Annotated in this window: 20 protein-coding genes; 9 read left to right on the top strand and 11 right to left on the bottom strand. The window is 63.0% G+C overall.

What is annotated here, in order from left to right:
- Nucleotides 1-713 precede the first annotated feature (713 nt).
- On the top strand, nucleotides 714-950 hold the full coding sequence (locus E7813_RS05320; RefSeq protein ID WP_291571587.1) for a hypothetical protein: 237 nt from the start codon (nucleotides 714-716) through the stop codon (nucleotides 948-950).
- A gap of 69 nt (nucleotides 951-1,019) precedes the next feature.
- Here E7813_RS05320 and E7813_RS05315 read toward each other — a convergent pair whose 3' ends face one another.
- Nucleotides 1,020-1,223 carry a hypothetical protein gene (locus E7813_RS05315; protein ID WP_291571585.1) on the bottom strand — a complete coding sequence of 68 codons (204 nt, stop codon included), beginning with the start codon at nucleotides 1,221-1,223 and terminating at the stop codon, nucleotides 1,020-1,022.
- A 734-nt stretch (nucleotides 1,224-1,957) separates the two neighbouring features.
- On the opposite strand from E7813_RS05315, the gene E7813_RS05310 reads away from it, so the two are divergent.
- Nucleotides 1,958-3,079: a hypothetical protein gene (locus E7813_RS05310; protein ID WP_291571583.1), complete on the top strand. Its 1,122-nt coding sequence runs from the start codon at nucleotides 1,958-1,960 to the stop codon at nucleotides 3,077-3,079.
- An 80-nt stretch (nucleotides 3,080-3,159) separates the two neighbouring features.
- On the opposite strand, the gene E7813_RS05305 is transcribed toward E7813_RS05310, so the two are convergent.
- Together E7813_RS05305 and E7813_RS05300 are read right to left on the bottom strand one after the other, a co-directional pair.
- Nucleotides 3,160-4,440: a DNA polymerase IV gene (locus E7813_RS05305; RefSeq protein WP_291571590.1), complete on the bottom strand. Its 1,281-nt coding sequence runs from the start codon at nucleotides 4,438-4,440 to the stop codon at nucleotides 3,160-3,162.
- A 17-nt stretch (nucleotides 4,441-4,457) separates the two neighbouring features.
- Nucleotides 4,458-4,757, bottom strand: a complete 300-nt coding sequence (locus E7813_RS05300) for a DUF3572 domain-containing protein (protein ID WP_291571581.1) — start codon at nucleotides 4,755-4,757, stop codon at nucleotides 4,458-4,460.
- A 227-nt stretch (nucleotides 4,758-4,984) separates the two neighbouring features.
- Here E7813_RS05300 and E7813_RS05295 point away from each other — a divergent pair, with 227 nt between their 5' ends.
- The 3 genes from E7813_RS05295 to E7813_RS05285 all read left to right on the top strand — a co-directional run bounded on the left by E7813_RS05295 (nucleotide 4,985) and on the right by E7813_RS05285 (nucleotide 8,168).
- Complete coding sequence (locus E7813_RS05295; RefSeq protein WP_291571580.1) at nucleotides 4,985-5,350, top strand: response regulator; 366 nt, start codon at nucleotides 4,985-4,987, stop codon at nucleotides 5,348-5,350.
- Between the two features lie 11 nt (nucleotides 5,351-5,361).
- Entirely contained in the window at nucleotides 5,362-6,735 is a 1,374-nt protein-coding gene (locus E7813_RS05290; protein WP_291571578.1) for a PleD family two-component system response regulator, read from the top strand.
- 200 nt (nucleotides 6,736-6,935) lie between these two features.
- Nucleotides 6,936-8,168, top strand: coding sequence for an MFS transporter (locus E7813_RS05285; protein ID WP_291571576.1), 1,233 nt, complete (start codon nucleotides 6,936-6,938; stop codon nucleotides 8,166-8,168).
- 149 nt (nucleotides 8,169-8,317) lie between these two features.
- Here E7813_RS05285 and rpmG read toward each other — a convergent pair whose 3' ends face one another.
- Nucleotides 8,318-8,485 (bottom strand): 50S ribosomal protein L33, encoded by a 168-nt coding sequence (gene rpmG / locus E7813_RS05280; protein WP_045008041.1) that lies wholly within the window; start codon nucleotides 8,483-8,485, stop codon nucleotides 8,318-8,320.
- Between the two features lie 211 nt (nucleotides 8,486-8,696).
- Here rpmG and E7813_RS05275 point away from each other — a divergent pair, with 211 nt between their 5' ends.
- Complete coding sequence (locus E7813_RS05275; protein WP_291571573.1) at nucleotides 8,697-10,184, top strand: M81 family metallopeptidase; 1,488 nt, start codon at nucleotides 8,697-8,699, stop codon at nucleotides 10,182-10,184.
- Nucleotides 10,185-10,235: 51 nt separating this feature from the next.
- Here the strand turns inward: E7813_RS05275 and E7813_RS05270 are convergent, their stop codons facing one another.
- Nucleotides 10,236-11,090 (bottom strand): hypothetical protein, encoded by an 855-nt coding sequence (locus E7813_RS05270; protein ID WP_291571571.1) that lies wholly within the window; start codon nucleotides 11,088-11,090, stop codon nucleotides 10,236-10,238.
- 149 nt (nucleotides 11,091-11,239) lie between these two features.
- On the opposite strand from E7813_RS05270, the gene E7813_RS05265 reads away from it, so the two are divergent.
- Both E7813_RS05265 and E7813_RS05260 read left to right on the top strand, forming a co-directional pair.
- On the top strand, nucleotides 11,240-11,584 hold the full coding sequence (locus E7813_RS05265) for a helix-turn-helix domain-containing protein (protein ID WP_291571569.1): 345 nt from the start codon (nucleotides 11,240-11,242) through the stop codon (nucleotides 11,582-11,584).
- 232 nt (nucleotides 11,585-11,816) lie between these two features.
- A complete protein-coding gene (locus E7813_RS05260) occupies nucleotides 11,817-12,569 on the top strand; it encodes an alpha/beta hydrolase (protein ID WP_291571567.1) in 753 nt (250 codons plus the stop codon).
- Nucleotides 12,570-12,580: 11 nt separating this feature from the next.
- On the opposite strand, the gene E7813_RS05255 is transcribed toward E7813_RS05260, so the two are convergent.
- The 5 genes from E7813_RS05255 to topA form a co-directional block, all read right to left on the bottom strand.
- The gene (locus E7813_RS05255) at nucleotides 12,581-13,906 is read right to left on the bottom strand and encodes an LLM class flavin-dependent oxidoreductase (RefSeq protein WP_291571565.1); all 1,326 of its coding nucleotides are present in this window, start codon (nucleotides 13,904-13,906) and stop codon (nucleotides 12,581-12,583) included.
- 223 nt (nucleotides 13,907-14,129) lie between these two features.
- Nucleotides 14,130-14,858, bottom strand: coding sequence for an NUDIX domain-containing protein (locus E7813_RS05250; protein ID WP_291571563.1), 729 nt, complete (start codon nucleotides 14,856-14,858; stop codon nucleotides 14,130-14,132).
- 44 nt (nucleotides 14,859-14,902) lie between these two features.
- The gene (locus E7813_RS05245; RefSeq protein ID WP_291571561.1) at nucleotides 14,903-15,331 is read right to left on the bottom strand and encodes a DUF983 domain-containing protein; all 429 of its coding nucleotides are present in this window, start codon (nucleotides 15,329-15,331) and stop codon (nucleotides 14,903-14,905) included.
- Nucleotides 15,319-17,658, bottom strand: a complete 2,340-nt coding sequence (rnr, locus tag E7813_RS05240) for a ribonuclease R (protein ID WP_291571559.1) — start codon at nucleotides 17,656-17,658, stop codon at nucleotides 15,319-15,321. The genes E7813_RS05245 and rnr overlap by 13 nt, the downstream gene beginning before the upstream one ends.
- A 1-nt stretch (nucleotide 17,659) precedes the next feature.
- Nucleotides 17,660-20,428: a type I DNA topoisomerase gene (gene topA, locus E7813_RS05235; RefSeq protein WP_291571558.1), complete on the bottom strand. Its 2,769-nt coding sequence runs from the start codon at nucleotides 20,426-20,428 to the stop codon at nucleotides 17,660-17,662.
- A 477-nt stretch (nucleotides 20,429-20,905) separates the two neighbouring features.
- Between topA and E7813_RS05230 the strand changes: the two genes are divergently transcribed.
- Nucleotides 20,906-21,067: a hypothetical protein gene (locus E7813_RS05230; RefSeq protein WP_291571555.1), complete on the top strand. Its 162-nt coding sequence runs from the start codon at nucleotides 20,906-20,908 to the stop codon at nucleotides 21,065-21,067.
- A gap of 18 nt (nucleotides 21,068-21,085) precedes the next feature.
- Here the strand turns inward: E7813_RS05230 and dprA are convergent, their stop codons facing one another.
- Nucleotides 21,086-22,210 carry a DNA-processing protein DprA gene (gene dprA, locus E7813_RS05225; protein ID WP_291571553.1) on the bottom strand — a complete coding sequence of 375 codons (1,125 nt, stop codon included), beginning with the start codon at nucleotides 22,208-22,210 and terminating at the stop codon, nucleotides 21,086-21,088.
- Nucleotides 22,211-22,292: the final 82 nt, after the last annotated feature.

Raw genomic sequence — 22,292 nt, 5'->3', positions numbered from 1 at the left:
ACAAGCCATGCCAGCAAAGTCACCACGGTCACACCGGAAATCACCCGGCATTCCCCGCACAATGGTTTTACGGCTTATTTCGCGCTCTCCCCGGTGACCGGGCTTTCTTGCCACCGTCATCTGCGAAAGTCGCCTTTCGCAAACTTGACACCAGCGTCGGGGTGTCAGGACCACACGACTTCGCCGTCTGCCTCAGGCGCATTCGTCAAAGCGCCATCCGCGTCCACCGCATCCCGCCCCGCGTTGATGACGTTGCGCAACGCCCCTCCGAAAGGGACGGGACGGCAATGGGTATACGCCTGATTTGGCTATTCTGAAAATCAGAATATTTTTGCGACCGGGCCTTGACAGTTCACTGATTTGCCCGTCTTGGGTACATCAGGCGCCGGCGGCGACCGATGCGGGGTCCTGTTTCACCGGCACAGTGGCATTTACCCTCGGGCATCCCCATATAAGATCAATGAACTGGCAAAGATCGAGCACTCGGGAACCGCCCAAGACGAAGGCTGAACTCCGTCAAATGCTGACGGAGGCTGTGCGCAACACGCAGCCCAGCCCGGAGCCCGCGCCGAAGCGACTGGCAAAAGCCAAAAAGATCGAGGCTGGGGCAGCCTGCGTCGATTAAACCTGCCGGGTCGCCCCGTCGTTTCGTTCAGCCCAAGATGGGACGGGCATCCTTCGCGGCCAGCGCGAAAATTTCGTGAAAGAGCACTATGCGCAAACTTCCCAAGCCCACCGAACAAGAGATTAATGAGGGCCCCCAAACGGTCTCTTTTCAGATTGCGAATGGAAACGCGCGGCAGGGCTGCGTTTTGCAAACCAATTTACCAACCAGAGTACAGGCGCAGAAGTATCTTCTGGCGAACTGGCCGGCCATCGAAAAGAGGGCTCGCGACGCGCTCGCGACGGGAACCATTGAAGGCGGGCAGATCAAGCTCATGATGATCTGACCGGCCCGTGAGGACGACCAGACACAGCCTGCGCCGCTATCTTGGTCGACTGTGAGAGAACCGTCAGCTCTAGGGCGTATTGCGAATTTCGTTGGAAAGGCTGAGCAGCCCGACCGCCACCGGCGCCGATCCAGCAAGCCACATCAGCGCCGAGCCGGACGAAACCCATACAATCCAAAAGCCAAAGCCCATTATGCCGACAGATATTAGGTACGCGAGCGCCTTATCCGTCACCGGACTGATGCTGGAGAGCGACCATTTGTTCCCGCGCAATTCCGGCTCTCCCCCTTAAGGGCGCGACAGGTAACCGTCGAAGGCGTGGGCGATGAAAATTCCGGCGCTCACGACGCCGAACAACGCGGTCAATGCTTCCAACATGGCAACGATCCTGTAGCCCAGCGGGTAGACCTAACCGCACGCGGATGCACAGTCAAAAGGATTGTGCGCGTCGTGAAAAACAGAAACCTAACTGATGCTTTGGCGCAACAGCGGCCCCGGCCAAATCCGGACCTAAAAGGCGAGGCGCGATTTGACTCGTCGGGTAAATCACGAGCCGGAACATCGTCGGTACCAAGCCGCTGATGGCTGCGGTCGCGGCCTGAGACCGAACCGTGCTGCCTTCTCACCGACTTCCCCGGAATGGCGTTTTTACACGGCCAAGACCCGCTTCGGACATGTTGCGCCGCCGACACATCGGCAAACAATCGCGCTTGTCCCTCGACGGAGACCGACCGGCTCATTGACGCCAAAGGCGCCCGGCTGTTGGCTGTTCCCATACTTAATCGTGTTTTCGGTCGGTGGCGTTTATGCGTGGGAATGGCATTTCGCGTGGGATGGGATTGCTGTCGCGGCTCTGTCGCTCGGGATTGCATTTCGTCCAACAGTCCATGCCGCATGGATCGACGCCGCGACCGGGCAGCCAGTTCACGTGGAATCCTCAGCTCGGATCTCGTGAAGTTCCGAACTTGCCAGACCCCAATCACTCTTTTGGCGCGGGCAGAATGCGTATGGCTGGCTTCCGCGTCGCCATTCCTGGGCGCGGCTTGGGCGTCAATGAGCAGAATTTTCTCATTTCGTCCGCTTGGGTTATCGGCTTGGTTGGAATGATTCAGCCTTTTTTCTGGGGAGTCAGCAACTTCCTTCACCCGGACCCTTCCATTGATTTTGATTTCATGGATGATCTGAAGGGGTCTGCTGAAATGGTGATGCGCTATGTCACCTTACCCCACTACGGCATCGGGTTTCTGTTCATGGCGGCGAGTGCGCGGAACCGGACGGTGGGTCGACGGGCGTCGATCGCCGGCCTGTTGGTGCTCGGCGGTCTCCTGTGTTTGGGATACGCCTTTCTAGGGACGGCGTTTTCCAATGAAATGACCGGTAGCAAGACGATGCGCTTCCACTGGTCTGAAACCGGGGCGAGTCCCCTGGCGCTCTACGCCATATTGTTCTACTTCCTGGCGCACGAATTACGCGATCAAGCGATGTTCTATGTGGCAACCGACTCCTCGGGCGTCATCGCGGATCGGCCGCTGTTCGATCGCTTTGTTAACTGGTTGATCGGCTTGTCAATCGGGACTTTTGCTACCGTGATTTGGTCGGCCTTGGTCTTGGGGCAGCAATCGCCCGCGCTTGTTCTCCCCGAACTAACAGGTAATTTGCGCGCCGTAATCGCTTTGGCGCCGGTAGCCTTCTGCGTGCTGGGTCTGGGCGCATTAGCGCGTTGGTACGCCCACGCCACGGGGCAAACGGTTAAAGAGATGGGGGACCGGCATGGCCCGCTCATTCGGGTTTTCGTTGGCGTATTCCTCTGGATCAGCCTCGGATTTGCGCTCCGCTTGGGCATCTATCTGCTGATTCTGTTCCACGTGGTCGGCTGGTATGTGTTCACGTGCTACAAACTGAAAGAGCGTGGCCAAGCCTCACCGGCAGCCGATTGGTTGACGTGGACGCGAACCAACCTGTCAGGCTTTCGTACCCTCCATGTCGGTCTTGTCGTTGCCTTCATTGCCGTTGGGGCGGTGTGGACGTATGGTTTCGAAGGTCATGGCCCGTTGTGGTATGTCCTGGCGCCAGGGGCGTTCCTTTACTGGACCATCACTCATATCACGGTCAGCTTTTTGCCGCGTTAGGCAAAGTTCTGGCGCTCGGCTCCATCTGCATTCGGATCGTATCACGCATCGAGGATGGTCTCGGAGCGGCGCGTCGAGCCTCACTCCGGCTTCTCCGGCCCGTCATAGGCAATCCCCCTGATCACGGCGGCATTGCCGAATTTCCTGCGCAGATCGTCGATCGCGCGTTCGGCGTGGGCCGAGCGGCGGTCGAGCATGTCGGTGTCGTCGGCCTGCGATCCCGCCCGCAGCGCGCTGACGCCTGTCCCCATCAGGCGAAACGCCGTGCCGTCGACTTCCCTGACCAGCATCTCGCGCGAGACCGCGAAGATCTTTGCCGCCAGTTGGGTCGGCGCGTGGATCGATTGCGAGCGGGTGCGTTGGCGGAAATCGGCGGTCTTCAGCTTCAGCGTGATGGTCAGCCCGGAAAGCTCGCTGTTCTTGAGGCGCGCCGATACTTTCTCCGACAGCCGCCACAGCGTCTTTTCCAGGGTGGCAAAATCGCGGATGTCGGTCTCGAACGTGGTCTCGCTGGAGATGGTCTTGGCGCCCCGGTCAGGCACCACCTTGCGGTCGTCGATGCCGCGCGCCAGCCGCCACAGCCGGCGGCCCTCGGTCGAGAACTGCTTCATCAGGTCGACCTCGTCGGCGCGCTGCAGGTCGGCGATGGTGCGAAAGCCGCGCTGCAACAGCTTCTCCTGGGTGGCAGGCCCGACGCCGAAGATGAACCCGACCAGCTTGTCCGCCAGCATGACCCGGGCCTCGTCTTGATCGAGCGCTGCAAAGCCGCGCGGCTTGTCCAGGTCGGAGGCGATCTTGGCAAGAAACTTGTTGCAGGAAAGACCCACCGAGACCGTGATGCCGATGCCGCGCTCGACCTCGCGGGCAAAGCGCGCCAGCACTTTCGCCGGGATCATGCCGTGCACGCGCTGGGTGCCGCCAAGATCGAGGAACGCCTCGTCGATCGACAGCGGCTCGACCAGCGGCGTCAGCGCCTGCATGGCATGGCGCACCTCGCGGCCGACCCGGACATATTTCGCTATGTCGGGCCGGATCACGATGGCGGACGGGCACAGCGCCAGCGCCTTGAACATCGGCATCGCCGAGCGCACGCCGTAGGTCCGGGAGATGTAGCAGGCCGCCGACACCACGCCGCGCTTGCCGCCGCCGATGATCACCGGCTTGTCGGCGAGCTCTGGATTGTCGCGTTTCTCGACCGTGGCGTAGAACGCGTCGCAATCGATATGGGCGAGCGTGAGCGAGGGCAGCGCGGGGTGACGAACCAGGCGAGGCGAGCCGCATTCGCCGCATCGCCGGACCGCTTTATTGCCAAGATCTTGGTCGCCAAGGCAATCCCGGCAGAAGCAGGTCGGTCCGTCCATCGGCGGCGCGGGTGATGTCACGGCCCATCGCGCTCCCAATCGGGGTCGCTTAGCGCCTGGCGTGCTGCGGCAATGTTGGTGGGGTGAAGCTGCGAGGCGGCGGCGAACGCTTTCACGGTTGCGTCATCGCGCAGCACGAAATCGAGCACGCTGCCGAGAAAATGCGGGTCGGCAGCCGCAGTTCGCAGGGTCTCCGGGCCGATTCCGCTTTCGGCCAGGAACAGGCCTAGCCGTTCGGGCTCGCCGGCGATAAAAGAAAGCGCCTGAACGGCAACGATTTCAGCCACTTCCCGGGGGTTGTGAACAGGCTTTCTCAACGGATGTGTTTGCCTTTCCGTAACTTATGGTCTCTATTTTGGAACCATCATGCCCGAGTCTGCGGAACGTGTTCAAGCAAGTGGAAGCCACTTCGCATAAAGATGGCACTGCGGCTTAACGGGTTAGAGCGAATCTGGCGCTAGTTTGAATTCAGTTTTTGACACGTTCGGCGATGGCGATGCATCGGATGCCGGGGCCTGCTAGTTGGGATCAGGGGAGGGACGGGATGGCGAAAACCGTCCTGATCGTGGAGGACAATGAGCTGAATATGAAGCTCTTTCGCGATCTCTTGGAAGCGCATGGCTACCAGACCTCGGGCACCAGCAATGGCTTCGAGGCGCTCGATCTCGTCCGCACCATGCGTCCCGATCTGATCCTGATGGATATCCAGCTGCCGCAGGTATCCGGCCTCGAAGTGACGCGCTGGATCAAGGACGATCCCGAACTGCGCGCCATTCCCGTGGTTGCGGTGACGGCGTTTGCGATGAAGGGCGACGAGGAACGCATCCGCGAGGGTGGCTGCGAGGCCTATCTGTCCAAGCCGATCTCGGTCGGCAAGTTTATTGAAACCGTTCGACGGTTCATCGGGTAGGAGAGTTTCGATTGTCCGCGCGTATCCTGGTCGTCGACGACGTCCCCGCCAACGTCAAGCTGCTGGAAGCACGGCTGTCGGCCGAATATTTCGATGTCGTGACCGCCACCGACGGCGCCGAGGCGCTCGCGATCTGCGCCCGCGCCGAATGCGACATCATCCTGCTCGACGTGATGATGCCGGACATGGATGGTTTCGAGGTTTGCCGCCGGCTGAAGTCCAACCCCGCCACGCATTTCATCCCGGTTGTGATGGTGACGGCGCTGGACAGCCCGGCCGATCGCGTGCGCGGCCTTGAAGCCGGCGCCGACGATTTCCTGACCAAGCCGGTATCCGACATCGTGCTGATCGCGCGGGTGCGCTCCTTGACCCGCTTGAAGATGATGACCGACGAGCTGCGGATGCGCGCCATCACCTCGCTCGAGATCGGCGTGCAGGCGCCGGAGCGCAGTGCGGTGGCCGATACCGGCAAGGGGGGGCGCATCCTCTTGGTCGACGACCGGCCGTCATCCTATGAGCGGCTGGCGCCGGTGCTGAGCCTGGAGCACACCGTCGATGTCGAAACCAATCCGGCAGAAGCGGTGTTTCATGCTGCCGACGGCAATTACGACCTGCTGATCGTCTCGCTGGGCTTGCAGAATTTCGACGGGTTGCGGCTGTGCAGCCAGGCCCGCTCGCTGGAGCGGACGAGGGCGGTGCCGATCCTGGCGATCGCCGATGCCGACAACAATACGCGGCTGCTCCGCGGCCTCGAGATCGGCGTCAATGACTACCTGCTGCGCCCGGTCGACAAGAACGAGTTGCTGGCGCGCGCGCGCACCCAGATCCGCAAGCGCCGCTATACCGACCATCTGCGCGACAACGTGCAGAATTCAATCGAGATGGCGATCACCGATGCGCTGACCGGCCTGCATAACCGCCGTTACATGGAAAGCCATTTGAGCACGCTGGCCGAGCAGGCCTCGACCCGCGGCAAGCCGCTGGCGCTGATGATGCTCGACATCGATTTTTTCAAGTCGATCAACGACAATTACGGCCACGATGCCGGCGACGACGTGCTGCGCGAATTTGCCGTGAGGGTCCGCAAGTCGATCCGCGGCATCGATCTCGCCTGCCGCTACGGCGGCGAGGAATTCGTCATCGTGATGCCGGAGACCGACCTGCATGTCGCGGGCATGGTGGCGGAGCGGCTGCGGCGCTCGATCGCGGGCGAACCCTTCGCGGTCAGCAAGGGCAGCAAACGCATCGAGGTCACGATCTCGATCGGGCTGTCGACGCTGGAATTGAAGGGCGAGCCCGTCGCCGACGTCCTCAAGCGCGCCGACACCGCGCTCTACCGCGCCAAGCATGACGGCCGTAACCGGGTGGTCGCCGCGGCGGCGTAGCGTTTGGCACTTCCCGGTCCGTCATACTCCGCGAAAGCGGAGTATCCAGTACGCCGCAGCTTCTCGGTTCAATCGCTGACGTCTCGGAGTTGCGTCTCGGGATCGCCTGCGTTAAATTTGTGCAGACTGCAGTCCCCGAACTCTCAGGCGACGGCAGGTCGCGGTTTTTGCCCCGCGACGGCCAAGAAAGAACAAGAACAATGTCCCTGCTGAGAACCCTGCGTCCCACGCTTCCCATCCTGATCGGCGCTTCCGTCATGCTTACGCTGAGCATGGGCTTTCGCCAGAGCCTGGGCATCTTCCTGCAGCCGCTGACGCGCGACATCCACATCTCGGTTTCCGATTTCACCCTTGCGATCGCCATGCAGAACCTCGCCTGGGGATTCCTGCAGCCGCTCGCCGGCGCGATGACGGTGCGATACGGCTTTCGCCCGATCATGATGGCCGGCGCGGTGTTTTACATCGCGGGCCTCGCCTTGATGGCGAGCGCGCAGGGATTTCTCAGCGTCATGATCGGCGCGGGCGTGCTGATCGGAACTTCCTTGGCCTGCACCGCCGCGGCGATCGCGATGTCGGTGGCGGCGCGCGCGGTGCCGGCGACGGTGCGGAGCACCGTGCTGGGCATGGTTTCGGCGGCGGGATCGCTTGGCGCGTTGCTGTCGGCGCCGATCGGACAAATCCTCAGTGAAGGTTACGGCTGGCGCACCGGCCTCGTCGGCTTCGTGATCCTGTCGTTAGTGATGCTTCCGGCGGCGTGGTTTGCGGGCAAGGTCGACAAGGTGCCGCTGCCGGCACGGTCGGTGGACGATATCGGCGATACCTCGGCCGGCGTCGCGGTGAAGGTCGCCCTTGGCAACGCGTCGTTCGTGGTGATGACCTGCGCCTATTTCGTCTGCGGCATGCAACTGGTGTTTCTCACCACGCATCTGCCGTCCTATCTGGCGATCTGCGGCATGGACCCGATGCTGAGCGCGCAGACGCTCGGCATGATCGGCGGCTTCAACGTGCTCGGCAGCCTGTTCTTCGGCTGGGCCGGCGAACGCTGGAACAAGCTGGCGCTGCTGGGCGCGATCTATGTTTTCCGCTCGCTGATTCTCGCCTGGTATTTCACGCTGCCGCCGTCACCGGCCTCGACCCTGTTGTTCGGCGCGCTGATGGGATTCCTGTGGATGGGCGTCGGGCCGCTGGTCGCGGGCGCCGTCGCCGAGATGTTCGGATTGCAGTGGCAGGCGATGATCCAGGGCCTCGCCTTCATGAGCCATCAGCTCGGCAGCTTCCTCGGCGCCTACGGCGGCGGGTTGATCTATGACGCGCTCGGCTCCTACACCATGGCGTGGCGCATCGGCGTCGCCTTGGGTCTCGCCGGCGGCATTGTCCAGGTCGCCTTCGCGTTGATACGGCCCTCGCGGCCGCCGCTGTTGCGGACGGCGTAGGGCGGCGGTGTCATGCGCCGACGGCCGCTGACCTAACTGTCATCGCCCGGCTTGACCGGGCGATGACAGTTGTATTTGGGGCGAGCATCGAGGTCCCAAATAAAAACGGGACCCGAAGGCCCCGCTGGAAGTCAGTAACGTCCGCAATCCTACTTGATCTTGGACTCGCGGAATTCGACGTGCTTGCGCGCGACCGGGTCGTACTTCTTCTTGACCAGCTTGTCGGTCATGGTGCGCGAATTCTTCTTGGCGACGTAATAGAAGCCGGTATCCGCCGAGGAAACGAGCTTGACCTTGATGGTGACCGCTTTGGCCATGTCGGGAACCTCAAATAGAAGGGAAACTGGCGCAGCCCGTCCGGGGCGCATTTGCCGCGCAACCTAGCTTCTGACGGCCCAAAGTCAAGCTCGCGTGCGGCCTATTATGACCGGTTTTGCCGCCGGATCGCGCCGATTTCGCCCTGTTGGCGGAGCCGTTCTTCGATGCCAGAATGTTGCCGGTCGCGGGCAGGGTGAGGGACGGGCAGTCATGGGCGATTCTTCGATCCGCATTGCCGTGCTGCATTTTTCCCACGAGACGGTGACGTTTCTCAACAACGACACCACGCTAGACGATTTCATCTATCCCGGCTCGCCCGCCAGCGGCGAAGCGCTGCTGAAATTCGACCCCAAAGCCTATATGGGCGGTTTTGTGAAGATGGCGCGGGAGTTCGATGGCGTCGAACTGGTCGGCATCGAATCGCCGCTATGGCCCAAGACCGGCACCGGCTCGGGGTGGGTCACAGGGCAAGCCTACGAAATCTTTGTCGGCAAGATGATCGCCGGGATCAAAGCCGGCAAGCCGTTCGACGGCGTCTATCTCTGCGTGCACGGGGCGATGGCGGTGCGCGGCATCGCTCGCCCCGAGGCTGAACTGGCGCGACGAGTGCGGGAAGCCGTCGGCCCCGAGGTGTTCATCACCGCGACCTTCGATCCGCACGGCAACGAGGACGATGAATTCCTCAAATACGCCGACATGGCGTTCACCGTGAAATATTTCCCGCACTACGACAGCTATCTGCAAGGCGAGCGCGCGGCGCGAACCCTGGTGCGGGCCATCAGGGGCGACTACAAGCCGGCGCATGTGACGTCGAAGGTTCCGATCATCTCGCCGACCGTGCTGCAGTGGACCGGTGCCTCGCCTTGGATGGACCTAGTGCAGCGGGCGCTGGTCTGGGAAGCCAGCGAGCCCGATGTCTATGTCAACGTGTTCTTCGGTTTCCCGTTTGCCGACGTGCCCGATGTCGGCATGACCATACAAGTGCTCACCAACGGAAATCCCGCACTGGCCGCCAAGGTCTGCCGCGACATGGCCGCGACTACATGGCGCCTGCGCGAGGCGCTGCTGAATTCAACCAAAGTCCACAGCATTCCCGAAGGCGTCGCGCTGGCGAAACAGGCCGTGCAGCGCGGCGAGACCCCGGTCGTGCTGGCCGACCACAGCGATCGCTCCGGCTATGCCACCTGGCTGCTCAGGGAGATCGTCGCGCAGGACCTGTCCAATACCGTGATTGCGACCATCGCGGATGCCGCGGCCACCGCCGAACTCAAAGCGCGGGGCGCCAAGGCCGGCGACAGCTTCGACATGGCGATCGGCGGATTGGCCGACGAATCCGCCGGCGACCCCGTGCGCATCCAGGGCACGATCATCAGGGCTGTCGAAGGCCACGGCCAGTTCTGGGCCAGCATCCAGTTCGGCCGCGGCAATGTCCTGATCCTCAGTTCCTATCTGGTGCAGGTGATCGAGCCGTTTTCGCTGAAGAATCTGGGCGTGGATCTCGACGCCTGTCAGGTGTTCGCAATCAAATCGCGGGTGCATTTCCGGCGCGGCTTCCACGACAACGGTTTTGCCAAGACCATCCTGCTGGTCGAGCCGACCGAGCCGTTTCTCGGAACGGTTCGCCTCAACAAGCTGCCTTATGAAAATGTCGACCTCAGGCAGTATTACCCTTACGGAAATCCGGCGTTTCCGGGCTGACCGTCGCGGTCGGACACCGCGCCACGACCGGCGATTGAGCCTCACGGCGCGTCAGGCGGGGTTCTCCCGCCGTTCGATCCGCCTGAGTTGCCGGATCGAAAGTGCGTGCAGGAGAATCGAGCTCGGGACAGCGAATGCCGGGATCATCACGGTCGGGTAGGTGCCCGCCAGCGATGCCGGGATTTCAAAGCCGAATATCTGCAATGGCCCCGGCGAGCTGAGGATGCCCATCGTGATCGCAACCGCAAAATCGCAAAGTCCGAAAATATTCCAGGTTATGGCGGCGCTTCGTGCCCTCGCTGTTACGGATGCCAGCAACAGCGCGACTGGCAACGCCGTGATGCCCGTGAGCATGTCACCGATGCCGGCGGGCCAGGCGAAAATCCCCGGTGCCGTTCCGTTCACCCAATTGACGATGAAAATCCCGCCGAAGATTCGATAAACCTGCAGCGCAATCAGCCAGGAGCCTGGCATGGCATCCAAAAACGTCGCGATCGATTTCGACCGCAACACCACAAAGAGCCCAATGATGACAGGCGCAAAAATCGCGATCGGCAACCTTGGCACGCGGACCACTCCGGGAATCGGCTGGAAGGCGCCGCTAACCGCCAGGTTCCAAACGACCGCGAGCCACAGCGTGAAGGGGATGGCGACGCTGAGCCAAAGGATGAAGCGCTTGCTCGCTGAAAACTCGGTCCGCGACAGGCCAAGCCATAAGCCTGCCAGGATCGCGAAATGAATTGCTAGGCGCGTAACAGCCGACGGAATCCCCGTCGGAGCGAGACCCGGGAAAATCAGGTTGATCCCGACCCAGAGGGCCGCGAGCGCGCCACCCGACAGCAACAGGCCGATTGTCGCCGCCTGGGATGCCTGGGGTTGTTTGAATCCTGCGGAAAGGGTGCTCATGATTGGGCTCCTATTGCTATAGATTTTGCAGTTACTATAATATAGGATGCGACTATGTCAACGCTGACGATCATGATAAAGTCGTGAACGTCTTTGCCCGCGGCTTGGCCCGGACGGGGCCGGGATTCGATTCCAGACGCGGTATCTCAATGACGATCGACTACACGCAATTTTGTCCGGTGGCCCGGACGCTCGAGATTGTCGGCGACCGCTGGACAATGCTGATCTTGCGCGACCTTATTCTGCAGGGCCCGCGCAAGTTTCAGGATTTGCAATGCGCGTTTCCTCGAATTAGTCCAAATACCCTGTCGGCCCGCCTTAAAACACTCGAACAGCACGGGATCGTTGAGCGAAGGACTTACGCGGATCATCCTCCGCGAGCCGAATATGTCGTTACCGGCAAGGGGCGTGAGCTTCGGCCCCTGCTTCGCACCTTGCGCATGTGGGGGGAGAAGCATACGACGCCGCCATCGCCGCAGCGGGCGTTGCGGTGACGCTTTGAAGAGGGGCATTCGCCCCCCTTCAGCGTTGACCGAGCTTGTGCTAATCCGGCCTCGCGAAAGCTACACTTCGCTCCGAGCGGCACGCAGCAACGATGTGCCGGGCAATGGGGAACGCCGGCGATGGATCCAATCAGATGGACCATACTGGCAACGGAGTCGCCGCGACGGCGACGGCTACCGCGGGCACGCGTCTGTTTGCGCGAGCGGGCAGGGAGGAGGGACCATGGGCACTTACGAGAAAGGCGCGGTGCGCATCCATTTCGAGGAGGCCGGCTCCGGTTTTCCGTTGTTGCTGATCGCCGGCGGCGGATTGAACTCGACGATCTCGGGCATCACCGGCAGTTATCCGCCTTTCAACGCGATCGAGGAGTTCAAGGGCGAGTACCGCTGCGTCGCTTTCGACCTGCGCAACGCCAATCCCGGCCAATCCTCAGGCCCGCTTGAGATCGACCGTCCCTGGGATTCGCACACCGACGACCAACTCGGCCTGCTCGATCATCTGGGCATCGACAGGTTCATGGTGCTGGGCTTCTGCATCGGCGGCCCGATGATCTGGAACCTGCTGCGGCGGGCGCCCGATCGCGTTGTCGCCGCGGTGCTGGCGCAGCCGAGCGGATCGCGCCCCGAGGCGCGCGATCTTTTCTACGACAACAACATGAAGAACTGGGGTCCGGCCCTGGTTGCCCGGAGGGCCGAACTCACGATGGAAATCGTCGATAAATTCCTCACAAAAATGTATCGCACCAATCCCGACTTCGTCTTCACCGTGACGCGCGATTTCGTGCGCAATTGCCAGACGCCGGTCCTGATCCTGCCCGACGATATTCCGTCGCATCCCTACGCCGTCGCCATGGAAACGGCGATGCTGGCGCCAAAGGCGGAAGTGAGCATGTTCCCGTGGAAGGAGCCCAAGGAACGGGTGCCGCTGGCGGTACGCCAGATCCGTTCCTTCCTGCGGGCGCATCGTCCGAGGTAGAGGGCGGTGGCTTAGGCTTCGAAGAACCGGTTCTTCGGCCGCGGCAGGCCCAGGTTTTCCCGCAAGGTCTTGCCTTCATATTGCGTGCGGAAAATCTCGCGCTTCTGCAATTCCGGCACCACCTTGTCGACGAAGTCGTCGAGCCCGGCGGGCAGATACGGGAACATGATATTGAAACCGTCGCAGCCGTAAGCAGTCAGCCATTCCTCCATCTGGTCGGCGATGGTCTGCGGCGTGCCGACGAATGACAGTCCGCCATAGCCGCCGACGCGCTGCGCCAACTGGCGTACCGTGAGCTTGTCGCGCGCGGCGGCATCGACCAGCCGCTGACGGCCACTCTTGCTCGCGTTGGTTTCGGGAATCGGCGGCAACTGCCCGTCGGGATCGAAGCCGGACGCGTCGGTGCCCAGGATCACCGACAGCGACGCAATCGCGCTGTCGTAATGCACCCGGCTGTCGAGCAGCGCGCGTTTTTCGCGGGCTTCCTCGACGCTGTCTCCGACCACGACGAACGCGCCCGGCAGGATCTTCAGGTTGTTGCGGTCGCGGCCGAGCCTGTCCATGCGGCCCTTGATGTCGGCATAAAGCTTTTGTCCGTCGGCAAGGCTGCCGCCGCCGGTGAACACGGCCTCCGCGGTCTCCGCCGCAAGCTGTCTGCCGTCATCGGAGGCGCCGGCCTGCACGATCACCGGCCAGCCCTGTATCGGGCGGGCGATGTTGAGCGGTCCGCGGACCGAGAGGTATTTGCCCTTGTGATTGAGCACGTGCATCTTTTCGGGGTCGAAATAGAGGCCCGCTTCAACGTCGCGCACAAAGGCGTCGTCGGCAAAGGAATCCCACAGGCCGGTGACCACATCGTAGAACTCGCGCGCACGCTTGTAGCGTTCGGCGTGCTCCATGTGCTCCTCAAGCCCGAAATTCAGCGCGGCATCCGGATTCGAGGTGGTGACGATGTTCCATCCGGCGCGGCCGCCGCTGATGTGATCGAGCGAGGCAAACCGGCGGGCGACGTGGTAGGGCTCGTCGAAGGTGGTCGAGCCGGTCGCGATCAACCCGATATGCTCGGTGGCACCGGCCAGCGCCGACAGCAGCGTGAACGGTTCGAACGACGTGACGGTGTGGCTGCGCTTCAAGGCATTGATCGGCATGTTGAGCACGGCCAGATGGTCGGCCATGAAGAACGCGTCGAACTTGCCAGCCTCGAGTTTCCGGATCAATTGCCTGATATGCGCGAAATTGAAATTGGCGTCCGGCCACGCCCCTGGGTATCGCCACGCGCCGGTATGAATAGAGACCGGCCGCATGAACGCGCCGAGCCGCAACTGACGTTTGGCCATTGGATCATCCCGTGTTGAAGTCGCCTGAAGAGATGGGCACGAAGCCGCGCCGCGCCATCATGGGAAGCACAGGAGATTATTTTGTTTTTGGGCGTCCCCTCAACACCGTCATTCCGGGACGCGCGTTTTCGCGCGGGCCCGGAATCCATACTCCCGATGATGGTTTTGGATTCCGGGCCTGCGCCTTCGGCGCATCCCGGAATGACGGAAGGAGAGAACGGCGCTACGCCTCACTCAGGATATCCCGGTGCATCTTGCCGCCGTAGAAATGGAAAAACGGCACCGCCGCGTCGTGGCTCAGCGGGCCGGTGGCGAGGCGCTTTTCCAGCTCGTTCAGCACATTTTTGGTCATGGGATGCAAATCGGCCAGCGGCTTCGATCCGATCTCGACCCAGACCAGCTCCACCAGTTCCGCATCGGCGTGGATCACGCCCTGCACGTGATGGGTGATCGCGGAAGCATCCGCGGTGAAAAACCTGGTATCGAAACGCCTGACACGGCCGGGCGGGGTGATCGCGCGGGCGATCAGGAACAGGCTGGACGGGTCCGGCAGCAGGCCGGCTTCGGAAAACGGTTTCCACGGGCCTTCGAGCATCGCCCCGTTGCTCTTGAGGCCGAGACAGAGGCCGGTTTCCTCGCAGGCTTCGCGGATCGCGGCGACCGCCAGCGCGCGCGCCCGCGACGGGGTGATCTTCGGACTGCCCCTCAGCAGATTGGCTTCGAGCGCTTTCGAGATCGGCGCCGCCACCGGAACGCGGTTGTCGGATTTGTCGACGCGTCCGCCGGGGAAGACGAACTTGCCGGGCATGAACACCACCTTGTCGTGGCGCTTGCCGACCAGAACCTTCGGCACCGCTCCGCTGCGATCGATCAGGATCAGCGTGGCGGCATCCCTGGGGCGGCGGTAGGGATGATGGTCGGCTTCTTTTTCGACCTTTTCGGTTTCGCTCATCTTGGTCCCGCCATCCCTCGCGTTTCTTGTTGTATGACCGTGATCTACGGTTCAGGATTCTGCTCGTCAAATCCATGCATCCGCAACGCCCATTGCGTCCCGACCACGGCTCCCTTCACCGGCTGCAGCAACAACAGCGATGCGATCAGCGTGAACGGCAGATAGATCGAAAGCTGCAACGCGACCGGCGGCGCGTAAACGGTCTCGATCCACAATATCGCCGGCACCAGCATGTGGCCGACGATGACAATCACGAGATAGGCGGGCAGGTCGTCGGCACGGTGCGGCGTGTAATCGAGACCGCAGACCGAGCAGTTGCCGTCCACCTTGAGGAAGGCGCGAAACAGTTTGCCTTCGCCGCAGCGCGGACAGCGGCCGCGGAAGCCGCGCTTCATCGCAGTCCACAGGTCGCGCTTTTCGGCGATCGCGGCATCCCGCGTCCAGACCTTGGTCGCAGCGTTCACGGTTTCCATGACTTGCCTTTCTTGGATTTGCCGGGCCTGGCCTTGTTCGGCCCGCGATCCTTCTTGCGCGGATTGCGGCCAGGATGCGCCTTGACCGCTGTATTGGCCTGAGCTTGCGCACCACCGCTACGCGCGCCGTCGCGCCGGCGGCCGCGCGGCATGACCTTGCCTTCCGACAACAACTCAAACCGCAACGCGCCGGCCACCGGTGCTGCTTCTACCAGACGGACATCGACAACGTCACCCAGCCGGTGCATGGCACCGCTGCGTGTGCCGACCAGCGCGTGTCGCGTCTCGTCGTAGTTGAAGTATTCGGTGCCGAGCGTGCGGATCGGGATCAGGCCGTCGGCGCCGGTATCGCTGAGCTTGACGAACAGTCCGGCACGGGTGACGCCGGAGATGCGGCCCTGAAAGGTAGCTCCGATACGGTCGGCGAGAAAATGTGCGATCAGGCGATCGGCGGTCTCGCGTTCGGCCTTCATGGCGCGGCGCTCGGTGACGGAAATTTGCGCGGCAACCTCACTCAGGCTTTCCGGCGTTTCGGTTTCCGGAAGCGCGCCTTCGCCAAGCCCCAACCCCCGGATCAGCGCGCGATGCACGATCAGGTCCGCGTATCGCCTGATCGGCGAAGTGAAATGCGCGTAACGACGGAGGTTCAAGCCGAAGTGGCCATAATTCTCGGCCGAATATTCCGCCTGGGCCTGCGAGCGCAACACCACTTCATTCACCAGCGGTTCGGAATCATGTCCCTTGACCTGCGCCAGCACGCGGTTGAACAGAGCGGGCCGCAAGGCGCCGCTTTTGGCGAACGGCAGATCGAGGGTCTTCAGGAATTCCTGAAGGTTGTGAACCTTCTCCAGCGTCGGTTCATCGTGCACCCGGTAGATAAGCGGCAGCACCTTTTTTTCAAGCATTTCGGCCGCAGCGACATTGGCCAGAATCATGAATTCTTCGATCAGTTTGTGCGCATCGAGCCGCTCGGGGACGACCACGCGATCGACCGTGCCGTCGGGCTTGAGCAAGATCTTGCGTTCGGGAATGTCGAGATCGAGCGGATCGCGTTCGTCGCGCGCGCGCTTGACGATGGCATAGGCGTCGTAGAGCGGTTTGAGGATCGGATCGAGCAGGGGACCGGTGGTGTCGTCCGGCCTTCCGTCGATCGCCGCTTGCGCCTGCGCGTAATTCAGCTTGGCGGCCGAGCGCATCAGGATGCGATGGAACGTATGCGAGCGCTTGCGGCCATCACTGCCGATCACCATCCGCACCGCAAGCGCGCCACGCGGCTCACCTGGCACCAGCGAGCACAGATCGTTGGAGATGCGTTCGGGCAGCATCGGAACCACGCGGTCCGGGAAATACACCGAATTGCCGCGCGTCAGCGCGTCACGGTCGAGCGCCGAGCCCGGCCGCACATAGAACGCGACATCCGCAATCGCGACCGTGACGACGACGCCGCCCTTGTTGCCGGGATCGGGATCGGGTTCGGCATACACGGCGTCGTCATGGTCCTTGGCGTCGGGCGGATCGATCGTCACCAGCGGCAGGTCGCGCCAGTCCTCTCGCCCCGCCAGCGTCGCAGGCCTTGCCGCCTCGGCCTCGCGCAGGGCGGCCGGCGAGAACGCTTGCGGAATCTCGTGGGCATGAATCGCGATCAGGCTGACGGCTTTTTCGCTCGCCAGCGAACCAAGCCGCTCCTTCACCTTGCCGGACGCCAGCCCGTAGCCGCGCGAGCGCACGAGATCGACACTGACGAGATCGCCGTCCTCGGCGCCGCCACTGTCGGCCTTGGCGATGTTCAACTCGCGGCCGGCCTGCTTCTTGTCGACCGGAATCAGCCGTCCGCCGCCGCCGGCAAGGGCACGGAAAATTCCGAGCACGCGGGTCTTGGCGTGATCGACCACCTTGATGACGCGGCCGCGATAGACGCTGTCGCTCGGTTCCGGCTTCTCGACATGCAGCAGCGCGCGGTCGCCGACGCCTGCGGCGGTGCCCGGCTGCGGGCGGCGCGGAACATGGATGCGGATTTTCGGCGGGTCGCCGCTTTGCTCATCCCATTCGGCGGGGGTCGCGACCAGTTCGCCGTCGCTGTCGCGTCCGGTGATGTCGGCCATCACGGTCGGCGGCAGAGCCGCGGGCTCGTGTATCGTTTTACCCTGCCTGGCGATCGTGCCTTCATCGGCCAATTCACGCAGGATTCGCTTGAGTTCGGCGCGGTCGGCATTCTTCAGGCCGAACTCCCGCGCGATCTCGCGGGTTCCGACTTTTCCGGGATGCGCGCGGATGAAGGCAACGATGGCATCCCGGTCCGGAAAGCCGCTGTTGCGTTGTTTGGTCACTTTATCCGCGGGCCTTTCCGGCGCTTTTCTTGGTGACGGGTTTGGCAGCTTTTGCGGGCGATGTTTTCGCCGCCGGCGTCACCGGCGCGCGCGCCTTGCTGGCGGCGCCGGATTTGGCCTTTGCCGCAGGCTTTGTCGCAGGCTTGGCCGCGGCGGCGTTCCTGGCCGGCTTGGGCGCTTTCGCATCCGCTTCAACCCCGGCAGGCTTGGTTGCCGGCTTGGCCGGGGCCTTCTTCTTGCCTCGCGCCGGCTTGCCGCCGCCTTTCGCCACGCGCTCGTCGATCAGCGCGATGGCTTCCGGCAACGTAATGGTTTCCTGCGTCTTGTCGCTGGGGATAGTGGCGTTGACGCCACCGGCCGTGACATAGGCGCCGTAGCGTCCACCCTTGACCGCGACGAGCCCAAGGGTCGGGTGATCACCCAACGGCTTGCCGGGATCGGCGCCGAAACGACGTCCGCTCGGTCCCTTGGCGATCTTCTCGGCGATCAGCATCACCGCGCGGTTAAGCCCGATGTCGAACACCTCGTCGCCGGCCTCGAGGCTGGCATAGGTCTTCTGGTGGCGCACGAACGGACCGAACCGGCCCAACCCTGCGGTGATCGGCTCGCCGGTCTCCGGATGCTTGCCGATTTCGCGCGGCAGCGACAACAGCTTCAGCGCCAGCCCGAGTTCGATATCGCTTGGCGATATGTTCTTCGGAATCCCGGCGCGTTTCGGCTTTTCGCCTTCGGCATAGTCCTTGGGCTCGCCGAGCTGGATGTAGGGGCCGAAGCGGCCGGCCTTCACCACGACGTCGAGACCGGACACCGGATCCTTGCCGAGGACCCGGTCGGCGCTGGCTTCGCTGTCGGCGGCGAGCGGACGGGTGTAGCGGCATTCCGGATAATTGGTGCAGCCGACGAAGGCGCCGAATTTGCCGGCCTTCAGGTTGAGCTTGCCGGTGCCGCAGGTCGGGCACTGCCGGGGATCGCCGCCATCCTCGCGCGGCGCATAGATGTGCGGTCCCAGCATGTCGTCGAGCGCATCCAGCACCTGCGTCACCCGCAGGTCCTTGATCTCGTTGACCGCGCCGATGAAGCCGACCCAGAACTCCCTGAGCACCTGCTGCCAGGAAATCTCGTTGTTGGAAATGCGGTCGAGCTGCTCTTCGAGGGCGGCGGTGAAATCATATTCGACATATTTGGCGAAGAAGTTTTCCAGGAACGCGACCACGACGCGGCCCTTGTCCTCGCCATGCAGGCGCTTCTTCTCGAGCCTGACGTAGCCGCGGTCTTTCAGCACCTGCAGGATCGAGGCGTAGGTCGAGGGACGGCCGATGCCGAGCTCTTCCATGCGCTTGACCAGGGAGGCTTCCGAAAAACGCGGCGGCGGTTCGGTGAAGTGCTGGGTGACCGCAAGGTCCTTGCGCTTCAGGGACTCGCCTTCGCTCATGGCGGGGAGGCGGCGACTATCCTCGTCGTCACCGTCGTCGTCGCGGCCCTCCTGATAGAGCGCGAGAAAACCGTCGAACTTGACGACCTGGCCGGTGGCGCGCAGTTCCAGCAGCCGCGAACCGGCCTTGGCCGCGATATCGACGGTGGTGCGTTCCAGTTCAGCGGATTCCATCTGGCTTGCGATGGTGCGGATCCAGATCAACTCGTAGAGCCGCGCCTGATCGGGATCGAGACGCCGGCGCATCTCGGCCGGGCGTCGCGACAGGTCGGTCGGGCGGATCGCTTCATGCGCTTCCTGCGCGTTCTTGGCCTTGGTCTGGTACTGGCGCGGCGCCTCAGGCACGTAGGCGTTGCCGTAGTCTTCGCTGATCACCTTTCGCGCCTGCGTGATCGCCGAGCCGTCGATCTGGACGCCGTCGGTCCGCATATAGGTGATCAGACCCGTGGTCTCGCCGCCGATGTCGATGCCTTCATAGAGCCGTTGTGCGATCCGCATGGTATGCGCCGGGGCAAAGCCCATCTTGCGGCTGGCTTCCTGCTGCAGCGTCGAAGTGGTGAACGGCGCCTGCGGATTGCGGCGCGCCGGCTTGGCTTCGACCGTGGAGACCGTGAAGCCGGCTGACTCGATCGCCTGCTTGAAATCTTCCACCTCGGCGCCGCTGCCGATGTCGAGCCGCTGCAGCTTCTTGCCGTCGGCGCCGACCAGCCGCGCTTCGAACGTCTCGCCGCGCGGCGTGGTCAGGGTCGCGACCAGCGACCAGTATTCCCGAGGGACGAATTTCTCGATTTCGAGTTCGCGGTCGCAGACCAGCCGCAGCGCCACCGACTGCACGCGGCCGGCGGAGCGCGCGCCGGGCAGTTTGCGCCACAGCACCGGCGACAGCGTGAAGCCGACCAGATAATCCAGCGCGCGGCGCGCCATATAGGCGTCGACCAGCGCGCCGTCGATCTGGCGCGGATGCTTCATCGCGTCGGTCACCGCCTGCTTGGTGATGGCGTTGAACACCACGCGCTCGATTTTCTGGTCCTTGAGCGCGCGTTTTTCCTTCAGGACTTCGAGCACGTGCCAGGAAATGGCTTCGCCCTCGCGATCGGGGTCGGTGGCGAGGATCAGCCGGTCGGCGCCCTTGAGCGCCTTGGCGATGTCGTTGAGCCGGCCCGCCGCCTTGGGGTCGATCTCCCAGATCATCTGGAAGTTGGCGTCCGGATCGACCGATCCATTCTTGGCCGGAAGGTCGCGGACATGGCCGAAAGAGGCCAGGACTTCATAGGACGCGCCCAAATATTTGTTGATCGTCTTGGCTTTCGCCGGCGACTCGACAATGACGATATTCATGTCATTCCAATGGCTTACGGGAAAAATAAAGGCCGGTTCCGCGGGATTCGCGTCGGCCGTTTCGTTCCGAACATGGGTGCACAGGCCCCCGCTGTCAAATCGACAGATGTTGAAGACACCCCGAGCCGGCACGGTTTGGGGTCCATAAAGTTGTAAAATACACTCCCTGGGTTGCGCTCTCGAAAAGAGTATGTACCGGAAATACACGTTATTGGACGTTTTGCGGACGCAGAACTTTGTCGATCTCGCGCGGCCGGCGCCTCGCCACCGTTCGACGCAATGGAAGCGGAGGATGGAACCCGGCTCGCTTACGAAAACAAATCCTGTGATTTGACGAGAGGTCGAATCGCAATTGCGCCGGCGGTTCCATCATTGGCGTCAGGCTTTTTGATTTTGCACCAGCGCGTTGAACCTTGGTCGCAGGCGCGGAGACAACTCGATGGGCAGGGATTTTTGACTTGGAATGGAGAGCCTGACATGCCGAAAGCCGCACGCATCTCTGCACAAATTCTCGCGCCGACTGCTTCATCGGAGAAATCCGATGGTCATCCGCTGGTCGCAATCGCGCTGTTTTCCGGAATCGGCTTGCTGGCATCCCTGATTGCGATTCTGGCGGGCGTACCCGGCGTCTGGTACTGATCCGCTTTCAGACCCACCTCACATCAACGAGACCAATCCGCCGCCGTGGCGCTCGAGCCTTCCTGCGAGTTCGAGCTCGAGCAACACGGTGCGCACGATGGCCGGCGAGGTTCCGGCCATCCGGATCAGGTCGTCGAGCAGAACCGGAGTTGGTCCGAGCAGGCCGGTGACGCGATCGCGGTCGCGCGCATCGGGTTCACTGATCGCCGGCTCCCCGTCGTCGGTTTCGCGCGCGAATAATTCGATCGGCCGTTCCATGATCGGCGCGACGGCGTTGATGACGTCGGCCGCGCAGGTGGTCAGCATCGCGCCCTGCTTGATCAGGTCGTTGGTGCCGGCGGCGCGCGGGTCGAGCGGCGAGCCGGGCACGGCGAACACCTCGCGGCCCTGTTCGGCCGCGATCCTTGCCGTGATCAGCGAGCTCGAGCGATGCGCGGCCTCCACCACGACCACGCCAAGCGCCACACCCGAGATCAGCCGGTTGCGCCTCGGAAAATCGCGGGCGCGCGGCACATGGCCGATCGGCATTTCGGAAATCGCCGCCCCGCCGGACTCGACGATCTCCGCCAGCAGACCCACATGCTCGGGCGGATAGACCCTGTCGTGACCGCCGGCCAGCACCGCCACGGTGCCGCTCGCGATGCTGGCGCGGTGCGCCGCCTGATCGATGCCGCGCGCCAGCCCCGAGGCGATGACGAAGCCGGCCTCGCCAAGATCGCGCGCGAGCATGCCGGCGAATTTCAGGCCGGCGCCCGACGCGTTGCGCGAGCCGACGATCGCAATCGTCGGCCGCATCAGCACCTCCTTGCCGCCGCGCATGCCGAGCAACGGTGGCGCGTCGTCGAGCACCGCCAGCCGCGGCGGGTAACCGGCTTCACCCGGTGCGATCAGGCTGACACCGATTTTTTGTCCGGCCGACAATTCCGCCCGCGCATCGTCCTCGCTGGAGATTCGAGCGGGGCGTGAGGCGCCGCCGCGCCGCGCCAGATCGGGCAGCCGTTCCAGCGCGGTTCGCGCGCTGCCGAAATGATTGAGGAGAGAGCGGAACGTGCGCGGTCCGACATTGTCACTGCGGATCAGCCGCAGCCAGTCGATCCGCTGCGCATCGGTGAGATGGGTTGTGCCAGGTGATCGCTTGTCCATGCCGCCCCGCCGGCCAAGCATGGATCAACCGGCGAAGGCGGGCAACTCCAATCGGCTTGCCCCATCGGTATCAGGTCCGTAC

This window comes from Bradyrhizobium sp. (assembly GCF_004799405.1).
Classification (GTDB): Bacteria; Pseudomonadota; Alphaproteobacteria; order Rhizobiales; family Xanthobacteraceae; genus Bradyrhizobium.
Note: the sequence above shows the minus strand (reverse complement) of the source record. Positions and strands in the feature narration are given on the sequence as shown.

Coding starts and splice junctions, on each gene's coding strand:
- E7813_RS05255 (WP_291571565.1), bottom strand. CDS start 13,906: ATGGCCAAACGTCAGTTGCGGCTCGGCGCGTTCATGCGGCCGGTCTCT.
- E7813_RS05310 (WP_291571583.1), top strand. CDS start 1,958: ATGGCTGGCTTCCGCGTCGCCATTCCTGGGCGCGGCTTGGGCGTCAAT.
- E7813_RS05305 (WP_291571590.1), bottom strand. CDS start 4,440: ATGGACGGACCGACCTGCTTCTGCCGGGATTGCCTTGGCGACCAAGAT.
- rpmG (WP_045008041.1), bottom strand. CDS start 8,485: ATGGCCAAAGCGGTCACCATCAAGGTCAAGCTCGTTTCCTCGGCGGAT.
- E7813_RS05260 (WP_291571567.1), top strand. CDS start 11,817: ATGGGCACTTACGAGAAAGGCGCGGTGCGCATCCATTTCGAGGAGGCC.
- E7813_RS05230 (WP_291571555.1), top strand. CDS start 20,906: ATGCCGAAAGCCGCACGCATCTCTGCACAAATTCTCGCGCCGACTGCT.
- E7813_RS05320 (WP_291571587.1), top strand. CDS start 714: ATGCGCAAACTTCCCAAGCCCACCGAACAAGAGATTAATGAGGGCCCC.
- E7813_RS05250 (WP_291571563.1), bottom strand. CDS start 14,858: ATGAGCGAAACCGAAAAGGTCGAAAAAGAAGCCGACCATCATCCCTAC.
- E7813_RS05285 (WP_291571576.1), top strand. CDS start 6,936: ATGTCCCTGCTGAGAACCCTGCGTCCCACGCTTCCCATCCTGATCGGC.
- E7813_RS05265 (WP_291571569.1), top strand. CDS start 11,240: ATGACGATCGACTACACGCAATTTTGTCCGGTGGCCCGGACGCTCGAG.
- dprA (WP_291571553.1), bottom strand. CDS start 22,210: ATGGACAAGCGATCACCTGGCACAACCCATCTCACCGATGCGCAGCGG.
- E7813_RS05295 (WP_291571580.1), top strand. CDS start 4,985: ATGGCGAAAACCGTCCTGATCGTGGAGGACAATGAGCTGAATATGAAG.
- E7813_RS05275 (WP_291571573.1), top strand. CDS start 8,697: ATGGGCGATTCTTCGATCCGCATTGCCGTGCTGCATTTTTCCCACGAG.
- topA (WP_291571558.1), bottom strand. CDS start 20,428: ATGAATATCGTCATTGTCGAGTCGCCGGCGAAAGCCAAGACGATCAAC.
- E7813_RS05270 (WP_291571571.1), bottom strand. CDS start 11,090: ATGAGCACCCTTTCCGCAGGATTCAAACAACCCCAGGCATCCCAGGCG.
- E7813_RS05245 (WP_291571561.1), bottom strand. CDS start 15,331: ATGGAAACCGTGAACGCTGCGACCAAGGTCTGGACGCGGGATGCCGCG.